Raw genomic sequence first — 21024 nt, 5'->3', positions numbered from 1 at the left:
AAAACATTTCAATTAGAATTGATTAAAGTCAATAAATTTCTAAGGAACTATTTTGATAACCAAGATTTAAATTCACCAACTTTTTCTACCGCTACAAAAATGTTTTCACTACCAAAGTTGGGATTCAAAATTATTTTTAATTTTAACTTTGAAACATAATACATCTCTTGAATTGAGTTTGCTGAGATTAAAAACTTTTTATTTACTCTAAAAAATTCTTTCGGATTAATTTCATCCTCAATTTTTTTTAGACTAAAGTCAAGTGGTAATTTTTTACCATCATTCAAGCAAACAAAGGTCAATTTATCTTCTGAAAAAAAATAGGCAATGGTATCAATCGATACTGACTTTAATTGATTATTTAACTTCACTAAAAAACGATTTCGATATCTGGATTCCATATCAATCATCATTTTAGTATAATTAGGAAATGTTGTAAGACTTTTATATTTATCAATACTCTTTTTTAAATTTGGTATTGAAATTGGTTTTAAAAGATAATCAATACTATTTATTTCAAATGCCTTAATCGCATATTCCGAATAAGCAGTGACAAAAATAACAGGACAAGTAACATTAACTTCCTCAAATATTTTAAAACAATAATCATCAGAGAGATTAATATCTAAAAAAATTAAATCAGGTATACTTTCGCTTAAACAAGAAATGGCCTCCTTAACTGAATCAATCATTTCAATAACATTCATTTCAGGTTCAATCGATTCAATCATTTTCTTTAATCGCGCTGCGATCAATATTTCATCTTCAATAATAAAAACTCTAATCATAACTCGACTTAATTAAGGGGATTTCAACTCTAAAAATATTATTTTCAATTTTAAAAGAAGGTTCTCCACAATTTAGCAAAACGTATTGTTTTTTTATACTTTTTATTCCAATTCCAAAAGATTCCGTTTTTACAGCATTTATTTTAGGATTAAAATTATTCTCAATTATCAATTGCTCTTCTCTAGAATAGATGCAAATTTTCAAAGGATTATGTTTATCAAAAACGGTATGCTTTAAAGCATTTTCGATTAATATTTCAAGCGTTAGAGGAGGTATTAAATAATCTAATTTAGAAACATCAACAGAACTCTCAAGTTTTATTAATCCCTGATGTCGAATCAATTGAAGTTCAAAATAAGAATTTAGTAGTTTGAGTTCTTCTGATAAAGTAACTAAAATTTCATCAGAATTAGTGAGACTGTATCGAAAAACATTGGATAATTCCTCTACAAATTTTATTGCTTTTTCAGGTTCAGTATCAATTAAACTAGTGATATTACTAAAACAATTAAAAAGAAAATGAGGGTTTAGTTGATTCTTAAGTGACATATATTTATCATTAAGATTTTCAATCTCATTTTCTTTTAGCCTTATTTTTAATTCCTTTTTTTCAAATTCGTTTTCTAAATAAATCTCAAATAAATAAATAAATAAAACTACACTACTTACAATAATTAAAATGGCAAAAAAAAGCGTATCAAAAAAAATCAAATCTTCATCATCATTAAATAAGACCAAGGAAATTAGTCTTAGTAGAAAACTAAAAAATATAATTGTAGCAATACTGACGAAAAAAAGGAATGTTCTTTTGTTGAATAATTCAACTCTTTTGTAATAATAACTTTCAATTGTTCTCTTTCTGATCAAATAAATTATTAATATAAAAATAAAACTTAGCGGAAATAAATAAATCTGATCTTGTATAGCTTCAAAAAAAGAACTTTCATTATAGTCTTCTAAAAAATTCAAAAAACTAAATATAAAGCAAATTATACTATACAAGATCAATCTATTCTTCATTCCTAAATTAAAATTACTCAATCAAAATACTATCCTCTTCTATATCTACGGCATAAAAATAACCTAAAATTCTATTAGTAGGATTTGATGTGTTTATAATATTACTTCTTATAGAAGCAGGTGGTGGATTTCCAACAAAAGATATACCTTGATTACCTGTTTGAGTAAATAATTCAAAAAGGAACTGATAATATCTTTTTGATATTCCTATTTGTTGTGCTTTTGCCAAATCTCCAATTTCAAAAGAGACCTCTTCATTAGGGTTAACACCAATTCTCTGTTGGCCATCAAAAAACCGATCAGACACAATTAATGTCTCTGCGTTTCCTGGATCGGGTACAATAGTAAAAATATTATTCTTAAATACACGATGATAATAATAATTCTCAACACCTACGGGGTCTGTAGTGTCAAATTTTAAAAAATATCCTTCATCCGTAAACAAGGTTTCCTCTTCAAACTCATAGTAAAAATTATCAAAAGGAGGGACCTCTGATAAGGTATCTGAGCCTGTATAAGTTTCATTATTCCATACTATAGTGATAGTATACGTTTTACCAATTTGCGGTAATAAACTATTCGTTTCGTAAAAACCATTCTGTGTATGTATTAAACTCCATGTTGTTGTTCCATCAGTTATTGTAACCGTGGCATCTGAGACAAATGGGTTGCTAGAATTGGTTAAAAAAGGAAGCGTTTTAGTCAATCTTATTTTTTGTGTAGAATTGCCAGAGTTTCGCTCTATTCCACCTTCAATAACCAATCGCTCAACAGAGTTTAATGAAATATCACCTGTAACATCCTCTTCACAAGAAGTAAGGCCAATTAAAAGAAAAACCATTATAACAAACTGCTGGATTAACTTGTTCATATTTTTTAAATTTTCCATTTTTCGATACTTAAAATTCATTAATAAATATTTTTCGTTTTCATTTTAAAATTTAAATTCATAAGTTACACTCGGTACTATCCCAAAAAAAGATAAGCGAGTGGCTTCTGTATTTCCCGTAGCTGTCTCCACTCCATTTACTTCACTAACCTCTCTAAAGAAAATTGAAGCGGCGTTTTGACGATTGTATAAATTTGCAATACTAAAAATCCACTTTCCTGTTCTATTACTATCTTTTTTTGGATTTAATGTCGCTGAAATATCTAAACGATGATAAACAGGTAATCGGTTGGCATTTCGATTGCTATAATCAGCAACTACAAGTCCATTCTGTTCATATCTACCTGTAGGATAGGTCACTGGTCTACCTGTACTAAATGTAAAAACACCACCAAAATCCCAACGAGTATTCGTCTTTAAAAGACCAACTAAATTCAATCGATGCAACTGATCTGCATTATTAGCATAAAATTCACCATTATTTATTCCGTTAATTCTATTCTCACTACGTGATATGGTGTAACTTAACCAACCTGTCAAATTTCCCTTATTCTTATTCAATAAAAACTCAATACCATAAGCCCTCCCCTCACCTTGAATAATTTGTGTTTCAACATCCTCTCTAAAAAGTAAGTCCGCACCATCTTTAAAATCTGTCACATTTGATAACTTTTTGTAATAGGCCTCCACTGAAAAATCAAATTTATCTTCTTTAATTTTTGAAAAATAACCAACAGCGACTTGATCAGCAAACTGAGGGCGAATATAGGGGCCACTCGGTGTCCAAACATCAAGAGGAGTAGGGGAAGTGGTATTCGTTACTAAGTGAATATATTGATACATTCGATTGTAACTTGCTTTAAACGAGTTTTGATCACTCAACAAATAACGAAGGGAAAACCTTGGTTCTAAAGCATTGAATTGTTTTATTATGCTTCCCGAACCATAGTTTTTTTCACCAATAACTTCATTTTCTTCATAAACACCATAAATTGGGTCATAAGTTAGCGGACTTCCTGTAGCATACAAGCGTATATTCTCGTTACCCATTCGCATAAAATTTGAAAAACGAAAACCTGTTTGAATGTTCAGTTTTTCTGTTAAGTCAAACTCTGCATCAATGTAAAGTCCATTTTCTAATGCTGAGTTATTTTGAAACTTTTGAGCGATTATACTTGATCCATTTAGTGATGAAATCTCACCAGGATTAAACTTATAGGATGTAAAATCAATTCCACCTTTGATTGTTGCTTTTGAACTAGCATACCATGTTAACTTTGGTTTAAAATTAAAGTTTGTGATATTTGAGTTCCATTGAAATTCTGAACCGGACCTCAAATTATCCAAGGAGTAATCATAGTTAGAAAAAATAAATGAAGATTGAAAAAATAAATTTTCATTAATCGAATTTGTCCATCGTAAGGTTCCTACAATGTTACCCCAAGAGGTACCCAAAAATTTAGGCAATTCAAATCGATCTCTACCAAAATAACCAGAAAGAAAAAGTTTATTCTTCTTATCCAAATCGTAATTTGCTTTTAAATTTAAATCGTAAAAGAAAAGTACATTATCTTTAAATTCATCATCTAAAAACGTAAAGGCATCAACGTATGAACGTCTTCCAGCAAACATATAAGACCCTCTCCCATTTCCTAATGAATCTTTTTTTATTGGCCCTTCAACTAATAACCGGCTTAAAATTAAACCTACACCAGCCTCACCATTAAACTTTCTTTTATTTCCCTCTTTCTGCCTTACATCCAAAACCGAAGATAATCGTCCACCAAAACTCGAAGGTATACCCCCTTTATACAACTTTACATCTTTGATAGCATCTGAATTAAACACAGAAAAAAAGCCAAATAAATGAGAGGCATTATATATTGTTGCGTCATCAAGTAAAATTAAATTCTGGTCAGCATTCCCACCTCTAACATTAAACCCCGACGATGCTTCATTAGTGCTAGAGACACCAGGCAAAAGCTGTATTGATTTAATAACATCTGGCTCACCTAAAATTGCGGGTAGTTTTTTAAGTGTTGAAGCCTTTAATGTATTCACACTCATTTCAACATTTCTAACTTTATTTTCCCCTTTTGGCTTATTTACAACTACCTCCTCTAAAATCAATGAGTTTTCCTCTAACTTAAAATCAATAATGGTATTTGATTTTATCACTATCTCCTGTTCTATCGTTTTATATCCTATAAAACTTATATACAACGTATGCTTTCCTTCTTCTAAAGATAGTGAATAATACCCATATTCATTAGTAGTATTTCCAACCTTAGTACTCGAATAAACACTAACACCCAATAACTTCTCTCCTGTCTTCTTATCCTCCACATACCCTGAAACTGTGACCTTTTTTTGCCCATAGCAAAAAAAGGAAAGCAATAAAAAAAACATTAATACATTTTTTCTCATAGTAATTAAATTTAGATTTTTACACAAAACTATACTTGGCTTTAAAAAAGCAAATACTATTTATGATGAACCTTGAAAATGACTGATGAACTACCGATTTTAAGGAACAAAACAATTAACATGAGACTATTTAAAGGCATTCATAGTTTTGAAGAACAACTCTTAAGTCATAGAAAAATCAACCAAACCCTCTTATCTTGAGCGTATTGCTCAGTTAAATGACAAATTTTAGTTGCATAAAAAAGGAGGTCAATTTAAAATTAGCTCTTAAAATATATGCTATGTAGCCTTCCCTAAAAATAGGACAGTTTTAAATTCGACAAATAATTGTTATATCGCTCAGATTTGATGATTAATTTTAATTCATCATCAAATCTGGGCCTAAATTCTTTAGGTGTCTTCTTCCCTAATGAGTCATGCGGATGGTTCAGGTTATAATCCTCTCGCCAGTGTTCACTTAATTTTCTCAATTGGTAGATATCATTAAAATAGTATGCATCCAGAATGTCTTCGCGATAGAATCTGTTGAATCGTTCCACGTAACCGTTCTGCATTGGTTTTCCTGGTTGTGTATATTTTATTTCGATATGTTTGCTTTGACACCAATTTGTGAACGTTTTAGATATGAATTCAGGTCCATTATCACAGCGGATATTGAGGTAACCCAACTTCTTGTTCAAGTTGCTCCAGCGTTTCTACTACTTGTCTTGCCGGATAGTTTAATCCTGCATCAATTGCCAGTGCTTCACGGTTGCAGTCTTCTATAACATTGAACACCCGTACTTTCCTTCCATCTGTGAGTACATCGCTCATAAAGTCCATACTCCAGCATTCATTCAACATTTGGGGAGTTTCAAGCGGCATTTTAACCCTTGTGATGATGCGTTTTTTATGCTTGCGCCGCAATTTTAGCTTCATTTTGCGGTAAACACGCAGCACTCGTTTTCTATTCCATTGTAAGCCTTCACGACGAATCTTATTGTAATACTCATCAAATCCCCGTGTCGGGTAATTCTCTGCCAATTCACTTAGTTTATCAATTACCTCAAGATCATTTTTTTTGGTTTGATAGTACCACATCGAACGGGCAAGACCAACAACATTGCAGGCTCGGGCTATGCTAATCAGATAAATCTTAATCAGATACTCGGCACGGTGTTGCTTGTCGGAAGGCTTTAAAACTTTTTTGAAAGAATATCTTTTAGCATTGTAACATCAAGGCTGACATCTGCATATATCTGCTTTAGTTTGCGATTTTCTTCTTCGAGCTCTTTAAGACAGCTGAGTTGATGCTGTTCCATCCCTGAGTGCTTCTTCTTCCAATAATAGAAAGTACTCTTATCAATACCCAGATCTCTGGAAATAGCACTAACAGTCATTCCTTGCTGATTTTTCTTTAAAGCCTTTAAAATTTGGCTTTCTGTAAAATTGTTTTTCTTCATTCTGACAGTTGAAATTTAAAATTAATAAATTTGAATTTAAAACTGTCCTATTTTTAGGGAAGGCTACAAAAAGGGGAAGGCTACAACACGGCACGGATACTGTCTAATTTTTGTTGCAGCAGTGAAGCTAATGTTGAATTGAAGGATTGAGCATTTACAAACATTTGGCAAAAGAATAACTAACGCTAAACCTATATTTCTAAAGAATACATGCATAATTATTTCTTCACAAATTTTTGACTGTAATAAGTGTGTCCATCATAAGCTAAAAGGTAATAGAATCCTGTCGGAATTGATTCAATAGAAAGTTGTGATGTGAACGCTGATTTGAATATGATCTGACCTAATTGATTGATAACCCATATTTCGCCTTTACCATTTTCAGGCAATCCTTTTATGTTCAATATAGATTGTGCAGGGTTAGGATAAACGAACAATGTTTCTTCATCTGCATGAATTTCATTGATGCCAAGTGTGCTATTGCAAGCCACATTTGAAAGCAAACTTTGAAGACATGAAGTTGAATAATAACTCCCATTCCCGATAACCCCATAAATAGCTTGTGTATTGCTGATATTCAATAACGGATTTTGATTCAATATTACTAAGTCAGCACGTTTGCCAATAGTTATTGTACCAGCATTGTTGCCGAAGCCACACTCTTGTAAAAATTGATAAGGTTTTGCCGTAGCTAATGTCAATGCCTGATGTGGACTTAATCCAGCTTCAACATAAATTTCCAGTTCACGATGAACGGCAAACCCAGCCACTGAATAAGGAGTGATGTTGTCTGTGCCAAGCATAAGTTTTGCATTATTTTGATAAAGGCGTTTTAGTAGTTTTTTGTATTCATTAACATTAGAAAACTGCTGAGGATTTGATGTAGTGTTTCGCCAATTATTCAATAATGACGATGGACAAGCATACTGAACATAAGAGGGTTCATTAGCTCTGATGGAGTCCATGTGTTCTTTGTTCCATCTTACAATCAGTGTCGGGCAATTCCACTTGCCATTTGAGATCGTGCTATCTTCTAATGCCTGCTCAATTGGGTCAAGCGTGTTGTTTGGCAAATAACCCCAAAAATGTTCAATGCACTTTTGATTTGAATTGATGATGTTGGCAGCACCAATCCAATCATTACCATGTCCTTTGATAAATTTTCCACTTGTAACTGCATGATTTTGAATAGCGTTAAAAACACCATTAGTTAGATAGGTATATGTTTTGTAAAAATCATAACCGATAGCATCCTGACTTTGCAAACTTGCATTTGCCTGTGTTTGATTTTGAATGGCAGGAGGGTTAAAAAACGGATGCCCCATATAATTCATTATAGGTCCAGATGTATAAATTCGAGGAGATGAAATTTTGTTTGAGTACATTGAAACCTGCCCAGCATTGATGCTGTCACGAAAAGTTATATGCCAAGGCTCACCGTGCATATTGCATACAGTAGTTACACCATTTGCTAATTCTAAAATGGCGTCATTGCGTTGTAGTAAATGAGCATGCATATCACATAAGCCTGGAATAAGATATTTACCGCTTCCATTGATTACATATGCTGTTGAAGGAATTGAAATCAAATTGGTATCGCCAATTTGTGTAATGACTTTGTTTTGAATGATAACGGTTTTATTATTCAAAACTGTAAGGGTGTCCGTCATTGGAATTACAGTAATGTTATTAATTGCAATGATGGTCGAATCTATCACACATTGAGCTTTAAGATTTGTCGAAGCAATGATAAATAGTAAGGAGTATAAGAACTTCATGTTGAATTAGTTTTTGATTAAACGATTTACAGCAAAGTTGCTACCATTCTTATCTTTTACAATAAGCAGATACATCCCATTTGGTAGCAAGGATGTTTGAATTACCTCGGCATCAGAAGAACCAATGTTTCCCTGTTTCATTTCAATACCCGTTAAATTGATGATGCGATAAGTTCCTTTAAAATCAGGCTTTAAACCTTGAATCGTTACAAAGGAGTTTGATGGATTCGGAAATATCTTTAGGCCCTTTTCCTCAAATCTTGGAATACCTGTAATGTTTGGCATATTCCATATCATGCGAATAACAGTTCTGGTAATTTTATTCATGCTCGCAGTATCTAACTTATCGGTGCTATCGGCTACTGCCATATACCAAACAGGTGTAGAAAGATGAGCTACAATAGGAATACCTGCATCATAAAAGGCATGGCTGTCCCCAATAGGTGAGGGACCATTTAAAGTTGGTGGGGCTACATAGGTTCTTCTTAAATCTTCTTGCTGCACAAACTGATATAAAGAACTTCTTAAACTTAGAGTGTCGGATGTGTAAAACCATCTTGGTTCAGGTCGGTTCAGTGTTATCAGATTGCCATTAAGCACTCTGCCTTCTAAAGAAGGAGTTTCAAGAGTGAAGCATAATAGGGTTTGGTTAATAATACTTGGAGTATTGTCAACAAAAAATTCAGAACCTACACTTTGCTTTAAGTGGGCTGCATCCCACAAAAAAACCATATTGTATGGTCGTTGCGATTGTGGCACTTGCGACCAATATTTAACTTGTGCAGCTACTAAAGAAATACCTACTGCATCCTCTGTGGCACCATAAAATTGTCCATCGTGATGTGAGTTAAAAACAATGTATTGCGAAGAGTTGCCGGGCAAAATGCCATAAACATTTTTTGTATTAACAGGATTATCTTGCGTATTAAATTGTACTGACAAAGTTGAATTAGGGTCATTATTTAAAGCAGTATTTAGAAGTTGCCCATTGTTGCGACTCATCCAAAAGCAAGGTATGTCATATATACTGTCAGTTCGAGAATACAAGCCCCAAAGTTTGTCGGTATTGTAAAAATTATTTAAGACACAAATAACTGCCTTGGGTTGGTGCGATAGAATTTGACTGATAATTGCACCAGCCGCATTGGAGCGGTGCGGGATGGGTTGCGGGTGTATGGTGTTATTAATATTGTTATCAGGGTCATATGTATAAACTACATTAGGCTGAAATGCTGCAGGCGCAAATGGGTCAAGTTTGTAATTTACAATCACAATTTTACCTGTAACGGAGTTCAAAGCCGTAGTGCTGTCAAAACGAATAAAAGAACCCGTTAGAGTATCAGACCAATCAACAAATAATTGAGGGAATATACTTAAGGTTTGTGTTCCTGAATTAGATGTTACTTTCAGATTGCACGAATTAACTTGCCAACTTTGATTTGGAATAGATTGGGTAGTGATACTTTGAAGTCCGAAACTTGAAAAAAGAGATTGAGCATAGTTTTCCAACCATATGTCAGCTGGAGAACCTGCATTTCTGAATCCCTGTCTTACTATGGTGTCCACCATTTGGTAATAAAAGTTAGTGTTTGGAATAGCTGATGAGTAGGGTATTTGCTGAGAATAACCCCTTGTTATATATGTAGTTAGTGATAAAATTATGGATTGCAGTCTAACCTGCATAAAGCCCCCAGGCATTATTTGTAATAATTTTTTCATGATTCTATGACTAAAATTTTGTTAGAAGGTTTAATCATGCGGGTAACTTTTATCGTTTGTCGTGCAAAATAAAATTTGCTGCAAATTGTATCGGCTTGTGCGTTAGGTTGCAGCTTTTTTGTTTTGCGAAGAGTCGGCAGTTTTTCCATCGTTTGTAGTCTGTTAAATTGTTGTAGAGTCGTCCAATAGGTTTGCCAATAACGTCATACTGTGAAAAAACATCACAGTTTATATCATCAAATATAGCAAAACCCTACTAATGAGTGTAGTTATTTTGTATATTTAAAGATGCAACACATCCAAGGAATTTCCCGTTATCAACTTCGTTTACAGAGTTTGGAAGACACCATCAGTCAAGAGAATCCTGTTCGATTTATAGATGCTTTCGTTAACCTTATCGATTTAGAGAAAATAGGATTTACCCCCAGAGTTTTAAAAACCGAAGGTCGCCCGAGTTTTGATACCAAGGTATTTTTAAAAATCTATTTATATGGTTATTTAAACGGTATTCGTTCCTCGAGACGATTAGAAAAAGAGTGTCTTCGCAATATTGAATTGCAATGGCTTTTAGAGACTATTTGCCCTAATTATCATAGCATTGTCGACTTTAGAGGAGACAACCCAAAAGCACTAAAACAACTCTTCAAACTGTTTGTTAGTTTTTTAAAAGACGCCGAATTAATTACGGGCGAAACCATCGCTATTGACGGCACAAAATCCAGAGCTCACAATGGCAAGAAGTCTAATTTTAATCAAAAGAAAATAGACAAACACTTAGCGTTTATCGAAGCCAAAACCCAAGAATACCTCACGGCATTAGATCAAAACGACACCCAAGAAAACAGCACAACGGTTACTAATATTCAACAAAAAATAGAACGCTTAAAGCAAAATAAAATCAACTACGAACTACTGGAAGAACAACTAAAAGCCACTGGCGAACCGCAAGTAAGCACCACCGACCCCGATGCCAGAGCACTCTTGGTTCAAGGGCAAGTAGTAGAAGTGTCTTATAATATTCAATCGGCAGTGGATGATAAACACAACTTGGTTGTGGCAACGCACACCATCAATAGAAATGATAAAAATGCACTCTCGGCCATTGCTTCAGAAGCCAAAAAAAACTTAAATCTAGAAACTTTTACGGTGCTAGTGGATAAAGGCTATCACAACGGTAGAGAAATAGCAATCTGCAAGGACAACAATGTTACCACCATTGTTGCACAACCCGATCAAGGCAAGAGCAACGAAAACGGTACACAACCGGAGTATTTTGTAACAAAGTTTATCTATAATAAAGAAGAGAATACTTATACCTGTCCGCAAGGAGCAACGCTAAGCACTATTGGAAGATGGCACAAGAAAACAGGTCGCACCGAAGAAAGCGGTTATATGTACCAAAAATACCGCACACCAACTTGCAAAACGTGTCCAGTAAAAAGCCAGTGCACCAGTAGAAAAGGCGGACGAGAGATTGATAGAAGCCAATATGCCGACGCCGTAGAACAGAACCACCAGCGCTACCAAGCCAACCCACAACTGTACCGAAAGAGGCAAGAAATTAATGAGCACATTTTTGGCACCATCAAACGAAAATGGGGATACAATTACACCAATTTAATAGGATTAGAGAAAGTAAACGGCGAACACAGTTTGATTATGCTAGTCTACAACATCAAACGCAGCATCAACATCCTCGGTGTACCCGATATAATAGCCAAACTCAAAGCATGGAACTCACCATTCAAGAGAAAAGGTTTGTTTTTGATAAGAACGACCTATATAAAGCTGTTTTTAGCCTCAATTCTTTTTTAAACCAGTCAAAGTAAATCAAAAATCTGCATGGCTTAAAACCAATTTATAAGATTTTAATTTGGCGAATTTGTATTGAAAATGGAGTTTTTTCACAACCTGACGTTTTGCAGCTTGGCGAAGGCGGGGCTTTCGAAGCACCATCTGTCAAGCTATGATTAATGTTTATTCGGAGCTGAAAAGTTTCTGCCACCACGAACGCCCCGCTTTGGCAAGGTGCTGTTATGGGATGGGCTATTCCATGAATGTAAATTATCTTTTGATTATTTTTGAAGCGCTCAAACTAGATGATGGAAAACTTAGAAAATACATTCCACTTGGAAGTTCAATAATTGATACAGTCATGTCTTCTGAAAGAATTCTACCTCTGAGCAACTGTCTCCCAGTAAAGTCGCTAATAACATACTCTTTGCCAATCATCAGTTTATCTGAATTTATTTTTATGTAATCATTAGCAGGATTAGGATAAACACTAAGATGGGGGATTTTAATATCGTTGATACCCAGAGTGCTTATATCTGTAACACACCTTATGCAGATTCCATAATTGGCAAAGTAAGCATTTCGCACAGCCCAATCATGACTGTATGCCAGTTCCAGAAAAAAACCCATTCCGGGGCCTACCTGGGTGGAATACCAATAGGCTGCAGCTAAATTGCTGCTGTTTGAAAACACACCGGAGTTATTTCTGCTTCCGCCCGGAATAGCCGAAAAACCAGAGAGGTTTGTTGCGTTTGTATTAGGAGATTGAAAATAAGTAAAGTCCGTACTTTTTAAAAATCCACCGGAAGAATTTGGTAAACTGCTTGGTGCTCCGCCATTCGCTGTTGAGTCAAAATAATTGATTAGCTTGTCGTAATCCGTTAATGAAGGAACACGCCATCCATTGGGACATGGGTTTCGTGAGTCGGTTGCCACCGAGAAATTATATAGTTTCCCCCTTGGGCAATCATAGCTTGTGTCATTATTAAATGAACACATCCCCGGTCCCGTAAGTCCTGCCCATGTGGCTGAATCGCTTACCTCAGGAATTAAATCTCCGTTTTGAAATCGGGTGACTTTTAAATTTTCCGCAAACCAAACTAGGTCGTCAATAATTACAGTTTTGTAGAAATTTCCATCTATATCAGATACCTGACCATAAGTTATAGCAGTATTATGAACATTAACTGCACCACAGGTGTGGTCAGATGACTGGCAAAAAGCCGTAAAATTATTTGCCGACAATAGAATTGTAAGCAGTAAGATTGAATTTCTGGATTTTTGATTTTCGCGTTTCATATGTTGGTGTTTTTGGTTGTTTGCAAATTTAAATTATGACATAAATTTCTGAAGTTGTTTTTTTCTTCTCGTTGACTAAAGTCAATAAATAATCGGCTTTCTCTATTATTGATTGTGAATGATTGAAATTCTACCTTTCACCCCACCCATAGTTAATTTTTTATGGTTTACGCGAATTGATTTTAAGTCTGTAAAGGGAATTGTTTCTACTTGAGTTTTGATTTTTTTTGTGTTGAGTAAATCCAACAAAACATTAATATCCTCTTTAAACCAATACGGTTGTGCAACTTTGGCGCGTTTAATGTCATAGAATTTTGCTTTTTTATGAGTGAACAAAAAACACACAGTTTTCAATACCATCAACAAACTAAGCATAGTGATTTTGGGTGTGATTTTCTCAACGTTTTTGACTTTGGCAGAAAAACCAAAGCAAACGAGTGTTCCATCACTTTTTAGTAGTTTATAAGATTTCTTAAAATTATTTTCACTAACACCATCAAAAATTGCATCATAGCCGCCAACTGAATTTAGTTTTTGCCAAAGAGTTGTGTCATTATAATCGAAGCAATTTTTTACACCTAATTTTTTAAGTCCTTCGTGATCATCGGTTTTTGCAGTGGCTACTACATTGATACTATAATATTGAGCTAATCTTACGATAGCATTTCCCACGCCTCCTGCAGCACCATGTATTAAAATAGTGTCGCTGGCTTTTACGTTTGCTTCTCTGAACATCATTTGATAAGCGGTAATCCAACTTAAAATCAAACTTTCTGCTTCTTCAGCTTTCACAGCATCTGGAACAGGAAACAAATCTTTTGATGAATGGACAACAAATGTCGAATTTGCTCCTTTGATGGTTAATGCACCAACTCTGTCGCCAATTTGCCATTCGGTAACGCCATCTCCTAAAGTCTCAACTCGTCCAATGAAATCGTATCCTAATGTAAGTGGAAATTCCTTTTTCATTCCAGGGTAAATTCCCCTGCGAAGGAGTGTATCAGTAAAAGACAAACTTGATGCTTCTACTTTTATTTCTACTTCGCCAAACGATGGTTTTTTTCTTTTTACCTCAATTAATTCAAGGTTATGTTCTGTGCCAAAAGTGGCTATCTGAAGTCGTAAATTCATTGTGCAATTAATTTAAAGCACAAAAATATTTTACCTAAAATAATTAGTTCATTGACTAAAGTCAATTAACATTAATAGCTGAAACTTATTTCCTCAATCTGATTCTGCTGAGGGTTTCCGGCTTAACCCCCAAATAAGATGCTAACATATATTGTGGCACTTCCTGAAGAAGCTTTGAATTTCTGTTTTGAAGATTTCTATACCTTTCTTCGGGTGTTGAGTATAAAAACTCATCAAGCCTTTTTGCCACTGTCAGATACAGGTTCTCTGCTACCAATCTCCCCAATCTGTCTATTGCCGGATATTGGTCATACAATTCGAAAAGATCCTTTTTCTTGACTTTGTATACGATAGACTCCTTCATAGATTCGATATTGTGATCAGATGGCTGTTCAGTTAGAAAACTTCGATAATTTGAAACAAAATCACCAGGAAAGAAGAATGCGGTCACCTTTTCGTCTCCCTCATCTACATAGTAAAATCGAAACATTCCTTCTCCAACAAAAGCAATAAAATCACATATCGTGCCTTCTCTTAATATGAGCTCCCGTTTTGAATATTCTTCCTTTTGAATACATGAGGCAAAGGCATTCCATTCCTCATCAGAGAGTTTAATAAACTTATTTAAATATATTCGAATTCCTTCCATTTTTATGCTTGTGCCTAACGTCAGACTGTGAAAAAACATCACAGTTTATATCATCAAATATAGCAAAAACCTACTAATGAGTGTAGTTATTTTGTATATTTAATATGCAACACATCCAAGGAATTTCCTGTTATCAACTTCGTTTACAGAGTTTGGAAGACACCATCAGTCAAGAGAATCCTGTTCGATTTATAGATGCTTTTGTCAACAGTATCGACTTAGAGAAAATAGGATTTACTCCAAGAGTATTAAAAATCGAAGGTCGCCTGAGTTTTGATACCAAGGTATTTTTAAAAATCTATTTATACAGCTACATCAATGGCATTCGCAGTTCGAGAAGACACCTGTACCGACTTTGCCGATAAACGCGACAGTCAAATCGACGTAAGGAGATTCATCGAACACCTATAAAAGATAAGAGTTCGGTGAGATAGTGTCTGGAACAAATAGTGGAACTAACCAAAGAAAATTTAGAAGAAAACCAATTAGAACTAGGCGAAGTATTAGCTGATGCTGGTTACAGTAGTGGCGAGGCCTTAAAATACTTAAACGACAACAATATCAATGCTTGGATGCCTAACTTCGGACAATACGTTGCTGAGCGAGAAGGCTTTGTGTACAACAAAGCAGAAAACTATTATCAATGCACCAAAGTAGGAGGCAATCAAGCCAAACTACTTTTTAAAGGCGAGAGAACAGACAGCAAAGGCTACACCAAACGCACGTATCGTAGTAGTGAAAGTGATTGTAAGAAGTGTCCACTTCGAGAACAGTGTTGTGGAATGAAAACCAATTTCAAGAAGATAGACGACAGTATACACAAAGAGCTTTATGACAAGATGCACCAAAAGCTCAGTCAAAACTATGCGTATGCCAAACGAATGGCCAGGGTGCGAAGTAAAACCGTTGAACCTGTATTGGGAACGCTCATCAACTTTACCAACATGAAGCGTGTCAACACGCGAGGAATACAACAAGCCAATAAACATGTTTTGATGGCAGCCTTGACTTACAACTTGAAGAAATACCTCAAGTTCATTGCTAAAAAACCGAAGAGTATAGCTCAAGTGGTATCCAATCAATCAAGAGAAGGTAAACACTTCTTTAAAAGTCACTTATTTGAAGCTAAAACAAACGTTTTTAGCCCTTCTTTTTTTAAACAACAACATTCTTTGTACAAAAACAAACCTCGCTTAAAAGTGATTCAACGAGTTGTTTTTTTATGATTTTTTTGAAAATTTAGTTTTTGGAGGAAGTTGTGCAACGGTTACGGCTGTTATAGGGTGTTTTATTATTTTCATTTTATTCAACTTCGTAAAAAGATGTTTTACCTGTATCTATATTAACTTCAATATTAAAGGACGTAAAATGAACTTCCCCACCTATAGCACGATTATAATTGTATTTAATCGTAAATAGGTATTTATTTTTTTGGGACAAATCCAAGGTTTTATCATAATAATCAAGCGAAAGTTGTCCTTCAGAAATCATTTTGGGATGTAAATCGTTGTACTTTTTTAGTTCAGATTTAGCAACACTATCTGCTTTTTGAATTATATTTAGTTCAATATACTCCGTACCCCATTTTTTAACTAAAAGAAACAGTGCATCGGAATAATCCTTTTTCATTACGGATATAGTTATACCTAATGAGCCAGCAGAAATACAATCAATATTATTGCTTTTTAAATATGCGCTTAAACTATCTGTTTTTGAATTTCCCCACTCATCATTCAAGACACTTCCCAAAACATAATATTCGTTGCCACTATTAGTAATTTGACAATTACTTGTTAAAGGATAAAAAAGTACAAAAAAACAATTCATTATACATATACGAATGAATAATATTTTAAAACGCCGATATCTTTCCATTTTAATAAATATTAAAGTTTTTAATAAGTCATTATATAATTACCTTTACTATCTGTCTTTAATTGTTCAACTTTCATGATAAAAAATTCCTTTATTGTTTTTTCACCTTTCATGATTTTAATCGCACTATATTTCTCAGGTATATGTTTGTTGAATTTTTTTCCAAAAAAATTAGAATATCCTCCTCTCATTTCAGGAATTTTTACCAGAATAATATTATCAACTGGTAAAATCTCTACATATTTCCCTGCTTCTTGTATTACAAACAGTCTTAAACTGTCATTACTATTATTATCAAGCATGATATTATATTGCTTTTGTTCAGAAACTGTTTCGACCGTTGAACAAGACAGAATTTGAAAGCAAGTAAAGTAAAGTACTATTCATATATATGTTTTCATATTGTTATTACATTTCACTGTATAATTCAATACTTAGAGTTTTGAATTTAACAGTAACATGCAAAATACTTGTATAAGGAAAAAGTTGGCTGTAGTATTTTTTTCCTTTACTATCAGTATATTCCATCAAAATACCCGTGTCTGTTAATGAAATATTCATGGTTTCACCTCCATCCAAGGTTTTTTTATTTTCCATAATCGCATAACTAATCGAACCGTTCGTATTTATAACAGCAGAGTTATAATTAAACAATTCTATATCAGAAGCTTTAATGTTTACATTAGCAAACATGCCTTCGATATCTGCTTTTTTTACCTGACCATAAGCGTTGAGCAAGCAAAAAAAGATTGTAACAAATAATAAAATTTTCTTTTTCATACAAATAATAATTAAATAATCCTACTCTTATGGGTTTTCAGTTTTCGACCCGTTTTTTTGCGTGGGTTCCGGTCTCCACTTTTATTCATTTCAATTCCTTTAGGTTGTTACCCTGTTTTTAAGGTGTATTTGTTTTCATACTTAAATACCCCATAACATCAGACTGTGAAAAAACATCACAGTTTACAGCATCAAATATAGCAAAACCCTACTAATGAGTGTAGTTATCTTGTATATTTAACGATGCAACACATCCAAGGAATTTCCCGTTATCAACTTCGTTTACAGAGTTTGGAAGACACCATCAGTCAAGAGAATCCCGTTCGATTTATAGATGCTTTCGTTAACCTTATCGATTTAGCGAAAATAGGATTTACCCCCAGAGTTTTAAAAACCGAAGGTCGCCCGAGTTTTGATACCAAGGTATTTTTAAAAATCTATTTATACAGCTACATCAATGGCATTCGCAGTTCGAGAAGACACCTGTGCCGACTTTGCCGATAAACGCGACAGTCAAATCGACGTAAGGAGATTCATCGAACACCTATAAAAGATAAGAGTTCGGTGAGAAAGTGTCTGGAACAAATAGTGGAACTCACCAAAGAAAATTTAGAAGAAAACAACCTTGAACTGGGTAAAGTATTAGCCGATGCCGGTTATAGCAGTGGCGAAGCCTTATCCTATTTAGACAAAAACAATATCAATGCTTGGATGCCTAACTTCGGGCAATATGTTCCTGAGCGAGAAGGCTTTGTTTTCAACAAAGCAGAAAACTATTACCAATGCACCAAAGAAGGCGGCAACCAAGCCAAACTACTTTTTAAAGGCGAGAAGAGCTACAGCAAAGGCTACACCAAACGCACGTATCGCAGTAGTGAGAGTGATTGTAAAAAATGTCCCCTTCGAGAGCAATGCTATGGAATGAAAACAAACTTTAAAAAAATAGACGACAGCATCCACAAAGAGCTTTATGATAAGATGCACTAAAAGCTCACTCAAAACCCCGAGTATGCCAAACGAATGGTCAAGGTGCGAAGTAAAACCGTTGAACCTGTTCTAGGAACCCTGATTAACTTTCTGAACATGAAACGGATCAATACGCGTGGAATACAACAAGCCAACAAACATGTTTTGATGGCCGCTATGACCTATAAGTTAAAGAAATACCTCAAGTTCATTGCCAAAAAACCAAAAAGCCTAGCCCAAGTGGTATCAATCAATCAATCAAGGGAAGGTAAATACTTCTTTAAAAGTCACTTTTTTGAAGTTAAAACGAACGTTTTTATGCCTTCTTTTTTTAAACAACAACATCTTTAATCCAAAAATAAACCTCGCTTAAAAAGCACTAAACGAGGTTGTTTTTTATGATTTTTTTAAAATTTAGTTGTTGGAGGGAGTTGTGCAACGGTTACCGTTGTTAGCGGTTCGGGCTTTATTTAGCCATTGAATAGACTCTTTTCGTATTGCAGTCAATCAATTGAATATTGAACTTCATCGAATCCTATTTTGCATTATTTCACTTGCCTTTCTCGGTAGTTCAATATCACCACTTTGTTTATTAAAATTAAAAGTCATCGAACTAACCTTGTTGTTTTTATTTATTTCAAGTACATAATCGCCTTCAACTGTCCATACAGAGTTCCCTATAAAGTGATCAGCTTTGCCTGTAAAAGTCACTGTTGTTAGGTCGTTTACTTTGCTAATGCTAAAGTCAGACAATTGGTGATTCGTTCTGTCAAAGCCCGGTAAAAACGATGACCAAGAACCAATAATTTCTTTTGGGCCGAGCAATGAAGGTTTAACCCCGTTCATAGAAGAGTAGTCCAATAATACATTGTCATCGAATACAGAAATTACATTTTCCCAATCTCGATTATCTACTCCGGAAAAAAGTTGCTTTATTATTTCAGCTATCATATTCCTTTTTTATTTTTTCACTTTTAACAAGCCTTGCGAACCAAAATTTGTCAATAAGCCAGTAGTTATCTGCTCTAAATGCTCGTTGTATTTTTGTATTAAGTCGCCCATTCCTATAAAATCTACAGGCGTTCTAAATGGTCTTTCACCTTTTGGCGTTTCAATTAATTCGTCAAAAGCATCGGCAACTTTTTGTGGATTTTGTTGCGGATTTGCCTCTAAAAAGCTCATAAATCCTTGCAAAGATTGTTCCGGTGCTTTAGCAAACTCTCCGTAGAGTGGTTCCTGACTTTTATCGCTAGGATGAACTAAGTTTTCTGTAAATGCAGTTGGGTATCCACCTGGTTCTACAATACAGTTTTCTATACCAAAGCCTGAAAGCTCTAATCTGTAATTTTCTGCCATTGCTTCTAAGGCCCATTTGGTTGATTGATACAAGCCATAGAAAGGTAATGCAACTCTGCCCAAACAGCTTGAGGTGTAAAGAATCAAACCATCTTGTTTTTCTCGGAAATAGGGAATCACGGCTCTATTCATTCTTTGAACTCCAAATAAATTGATGTCAAACAATTTTTGGTAATCTGCCACTGTAAAAAACTCTTGCATACCGTGCACGCCAATACCAGCATTATTAATTAAGACATCTAAGCCGTTCAGCTGTTCAATCGCCTCTTTCACACCGTTCGTTACACTTTCATCTTTGGTGACATCTATTGAAACTATCTTAGCACCTGCATCAGACAATTCTGAAGCGATGGATTTGTTTCGTCCCTCAGCTTCACGCATCGAAGCTACAACTTGATGTCCTCTTTGTAATAATGTTAAAACGGTTAATTTTCCAAATCCACCGCTTGCACCTGTAATTAAAATTTTCTTTGTCATTTTCTTTAAAATTTTGTTGGCACAAATTTTCAAAAAGAAAATGACTCGGTTATGGTGAGAAGTTCAGTTTTTGAATTTAACTCCCGAAACTGTTTAGGAGTCTTGCCTTCATAACTTTTGAAGAATTTGGTAAAATTAGAAGGGTCAAACGTCAATGTCTGGGCAATATGAGAAATTGGCTTGTTGGTAGTAAGTAATAGTTCTTTGGAAATTTCAATCAAACGTTCTTCATAAATCTCACAAGGGGATTTCCCGAGAACTTCTTGAATGGTGTTGCTCAAATGTTTAGGACTTACAAATAACAAGTCTGCTAAGTCTTTTATTTCAAAAGTTTTTTCGGCTAATCCTACTTTCAAGTCTGAAAGATGTAAGTCTAATTGTTGAAGATAACTAGCAACAATTTCCTTTTGTCTGACTGATATTATTTTATTCTCTTTCATTATAATTTCGAATATAAATTTTGTTCACTATCGCCATAGCCTGACCGCTAACGTCCGACTGTTAAAAAAACATCACAGTTTATATCATCAAATATAGTAAAAAACCTACTAATGAGTGTAGTTATTTTGTATTATTAAAGATGCAACACATCCAACTCAACCCATCTTTTTGCGAACCGCCGTATACGAGACC

The 21024-nt window shown here is 34.5% G+C and carries 24 protein-coding genes; 6 read left to right on the top strand and 18 right to left on the bottom strand.

Features of this window, described 5'->3' with window-relative positions:
• Positions 1–47 precede the first annotated feature (47 nt).
• The 9 genes from IAI56_RS12670 to IAI56_RS12630 all read right to left on the bottom strand — a co-directional run bounded on the left by IAI56_RS12670 (position 48) and on the right by IAI56_RS12630 (position 10064).
• Positions 48–788, bottom strand: a complete 741-nt coding sequence (locus IAI56_RS12670) for a LytR/AlgR family response regulator transcription factor (RefSeq protein ID WP_187658218.1) — start codon at positions 786–788, stop codon at positions 48–50.
• Positions 781–1758: a sensor histidine kinase gene (locus IAI56_RS12665; RefSeq protein WP_187658217.1), complete on the bottom strand. Its 978-nt coding sequence runs from the start codon at positions 1756–1758 to the stop codon at positions 781–783. Before IAI56_RS12665 ends, IAI56_RS12670 begins: the two co-directional genes overlap by 8 nt.
• Before the next feature lie 64 nt (positions 1759–1822).
• Positions 1823–2698, bottom strand: a complete 876-nt coding sequence (locus tag IAI56_RS12660; protein WP_187658216.1) for a DUF4249 domain-containing protein — start codon at positions 2696–2698, stop codon at positions 1823–1825.
• Between the two features lie 45 nt (positions 2699–2743).
• The gene (locus IAI56_RS12655) at positions 2744–5125 is read right to left on the bottom strand and encodes a TonB-dependent receptor (protein WP_187658215.1); all 2382 of its coding nucleotides are present in this window, start codon (positions 5123–5125) and stop codon (positions 2744–2746) included.
• A 293-nt stretch (positions 5126–5418) separates the two neighbouring features.
• Positions 5419–5793 carry an integrase core domain-containing protein gene (locus tag IAI56_RS16465; protein WP_369075490.1) on the bottom strand — a complete coding sequence of 125 codons (375 nt, stop codon included), beginning with the start codon at positions 5791–5793 and terminating at the stop codon, positions 5419–5421.
• Positions 5768–6148 carry a hypothetical protein gene (locus tag IAI56_RS12645; protein WP_187658213.1) on the bottom strand — a complete coding sequence of 127 codons (381 nt, stop codon included), beginning with the start codon at positions 6146–6148 and terminating at the stop codon, positions 5768–5770. Before IAI56_RS12645 ends, IAI56_RS16465 begins: the two co-directional genes overlap by 26 nt.
• 152 nt (positions 6149–6300) lie before the next feature.
• Positions 6301–6567, bottom strand: coding sequence for a transposase (locus IAI56_RS12640; protein ID WP_187658212.1), 267 nt, complete (start codon positions 6565–6567; stop codon positions 6301–6303).
• 218 nt (positions 6568–6785) lie between these two features.
• Complete coding sequence (locus IAI56_RS12635) at positions 6786–8345, bottom strand: amidohydrolase family protein (protein WP_187658211.1); 1560 nt, start codon at positions 8343–8345, stop codon at positions 6786–6788.
• Between the two features lie 6 nt (positions 8346–8351).
• Positions 8352–10064, bottom strand: coding sequence for a T9SS type A sorting domain-containing protein (locus tag IAI56_RS12630; protein WP_187658210.1), 1713 nt, complete (start codon positions 10062–10064; stop codon positions 8352–8354).
• Between the two features lie 288 nt (positions 10065–10352).
• Between IAI56_RS12630 and IAI56_RS12625 the strand changes: the two genes are divergently transcribed.
• Entirely contained in the window at positions 10353–11879 is a 1527-nt protein-coding gene (locus tag IAI56_RS12625; protein WP_187658209.1) for an IS1182 family transposase, read from the top strand.
• Between the two features lie 249 nt (positions 11880–12128).
• Here the strand turns inward: IAI56_RS12625 and IAI56_RS12620 are convergent, their stop codons facing one another.
• The 3 genes from IAI56_RS12620 to IAI56_RS12610 all read right to left on the bottom strand — a co-directional run bounded on the left by IAI56_RS12620 (position 12129) and on the right by IAI56_RS12610 (position 14937).
• Positions 12129–13157 carry a fibrobacter succinogenes major paralogous domain-containing protein gene (locus tag IAI56_RS12620; RefSeq protein WP_187658208.1) on the bottom strand — a complete coding sequence of 343 codons (1029 nt, stop codon included), beginning with the start codon at positions 13155–13157 and terminating at the stop codon, positions 12129–12131.
• A gap of 105 nt (positions 13158–13262) precedes the next feature.
• A complete protein-coding gene (locus IAI56_RS12615; protein ID WP_187658207.1) occupies positions 13263–14288 on the bottom strand; it encodes an alcohol dehydrogenase catalytic domain-containing protein in 1026 nt (341 codons plus the stop codon).
• 85 nt (positions 14289–14373) lie between these two features.
• Positions 14374–14937: a Crp/Fnr family transcriptional regulator gene (locus tag IAI56_RS12610; RefSeq protein WP_187658206.1), complete on the bottom strand. Its 564-nt coding sequence runs from the start codon at positions 14935–14937 to the stop codon at positions 14374–14376.
• Positions 14938–15041: 104 nt separating this feature from the next.
• On the opposite strand from IAI56_RS12610, the gene IAI56_RS12605 reads away from it, so the two are divergent.
• Positions 15042–15302, top strand: a complete 261-nt coding sequence (locus IAI56_RS12605; protein ID WP_187658205.1) for a transposase — start codon at positions 15042–15044, stop codon at positions 15300–15302.
• Between the two features lie 84 nt (positions 15303–15386).
• Positions 15387–16163 (top strand): transposase, encoded by a 777-nt coding sequence (locus tag IAI56_RS12600; protein ID WP_317192415.1) that lies wholly within the window; start codon positions 15387–15389, stop codon positions 16161–16163.
• A 76-nt stretch (positions 16164–16239) separates the two neighbouring features.
• Here the strand turns inward: IAI56_RS12600 and IAI56_RS12595 are convergent, their stop codons facing one another.
• The 3 genes from IAI56_RS12595 to IAI56_RS12585 form a co-directional block, all read right to left on the bottom strand.
• Positions 16240–16764: a hypothetical protein gene (locus IAI56_RS12595; protein WP_187658204.1), complete on the bottom strand. Its 525-nt coding sequence runs from the start codon at positions 16762–16764 to the stop codon at positions 16240–16242.
• 68 nt (positions 16765–16832) lie between these two features.
• Positions 16833–17114: a hypothetical protein gene (locus IAI56_RS12590; protein ID WP_094411625.1), complete on the bottom strand. Its 282-nt coding sequence runs from the start codon at positions 17112–17114 to the stop codon at positions 16833–16835.
• A 106-nt stretch (positions 17115–17220) separates the two neighbouring features.
• Positions 17221–17592 carry a hypothetical protein gene (locus IAI56_RS12585; protein ID WP_094411623.1) on the bottom strand — a complete coding sequence of 124 codons (372 nt, stop codon included), beginning with the start codon at positions 17590–17592 and terminating at the stop codon, positions 17221–17223.
• 243 nt (positions 17593–17835) lie between these two features.
• Between IAI56_RS12585 and IAI56_RS12580 the strand changes: the two genes are divergently transcribed.
• From IAI56_RS12580 to IAI56_RS16315, 3 genes are read left to right on the top strand one after another with little or no spacing between them, the layout of a single operon-like run.
• Positions 17836–18096: a transposase gene (locus IAI56_RS12580; RefSeq protein WP_187658203.1), complete on the top strand. Its 261-nt coding sequence runs from the start codon at positions 17836–17838 to the stop codon at positions 18094–18096.
• A 60-nt stretch (positions 18097–18156) separates the two neighbouring features.
• Positions 18157–18579, top strand: coding sequence for a hypothetical protein (locus IAI56_RS16145; RefSeq protein ID WP_204158664.1), 423 nt, complete (start codon positions 18157–18159; stop codon positions 18577–18579).
• A gap of 33 nt (positions 18580–18612) precedes the next feature.
• Entirely contained in the window at positions 18613–18909 is a 297-nt protein-coding gene (locus IAI56_RS16315; protein ID WP_239106914.1) for a transposase, read from the top strand.
• A 174-nt stretch (positions 18910–19083) separates the two neighbouring features.
• Here IAI56_RS16315 and IAI56_RS12570 read toward each other — a convergent pair whose 3' ends face one another.
• From IAI56_RS12570 to IAI56_RS12560, 3 genes are read right to left on the bottom strand one after another with little or no spacing between them, the layout of a single operon-like run.
• Positions 19084–19509, bottom strand: coding sequence for a nuclear transport factor 2 family protein (locus tag IAI56_RS12570; protein ID WP_187658202.1), 426 nt, complete (start codon positions 19507–19509; stop codon positions 19084–19086).
• 9 nt (positions 19510–19518) lie between these two features.
• Complete coding sequence (locus IAI56_RS12565; RefSeq protein ID WP_187658201.1) at positions 19519–20391, bottom strand: SDR family oxidoreductase; 873 nt, start codon at positions 20389–20391, stop codon at positions 19519–19521.
• A 29-nt stretch (positions 20392–20420) separates the two neighbouring features.
• Positions 20421–20831, bottom strand: a complete 411-nt coding sequence (locus IAI56_RS12560) for a helix-turn-helix transcriptional regulator (protein ID WP_187658200.1) — start codon at positions 20829–20831, stop codon at positions 20421–20423.
• Positions 20832–21024: the final 193 nt, after the last annotated feature.

Source organism: Flavobacterium macrobrachii (genome assembly GCF_014486675.1).
GTDB lineage: Bacteria > Bacteroidota > Bacteroidia > Flavobacteriales > Flavobacteriaceae > Flavobacterium > Flavobacterium macrobrachii.
Note: the sequence above shows the minus strand (reverse complement) of the source record. Positions and strands in the feature narration are given on the sequence as shown.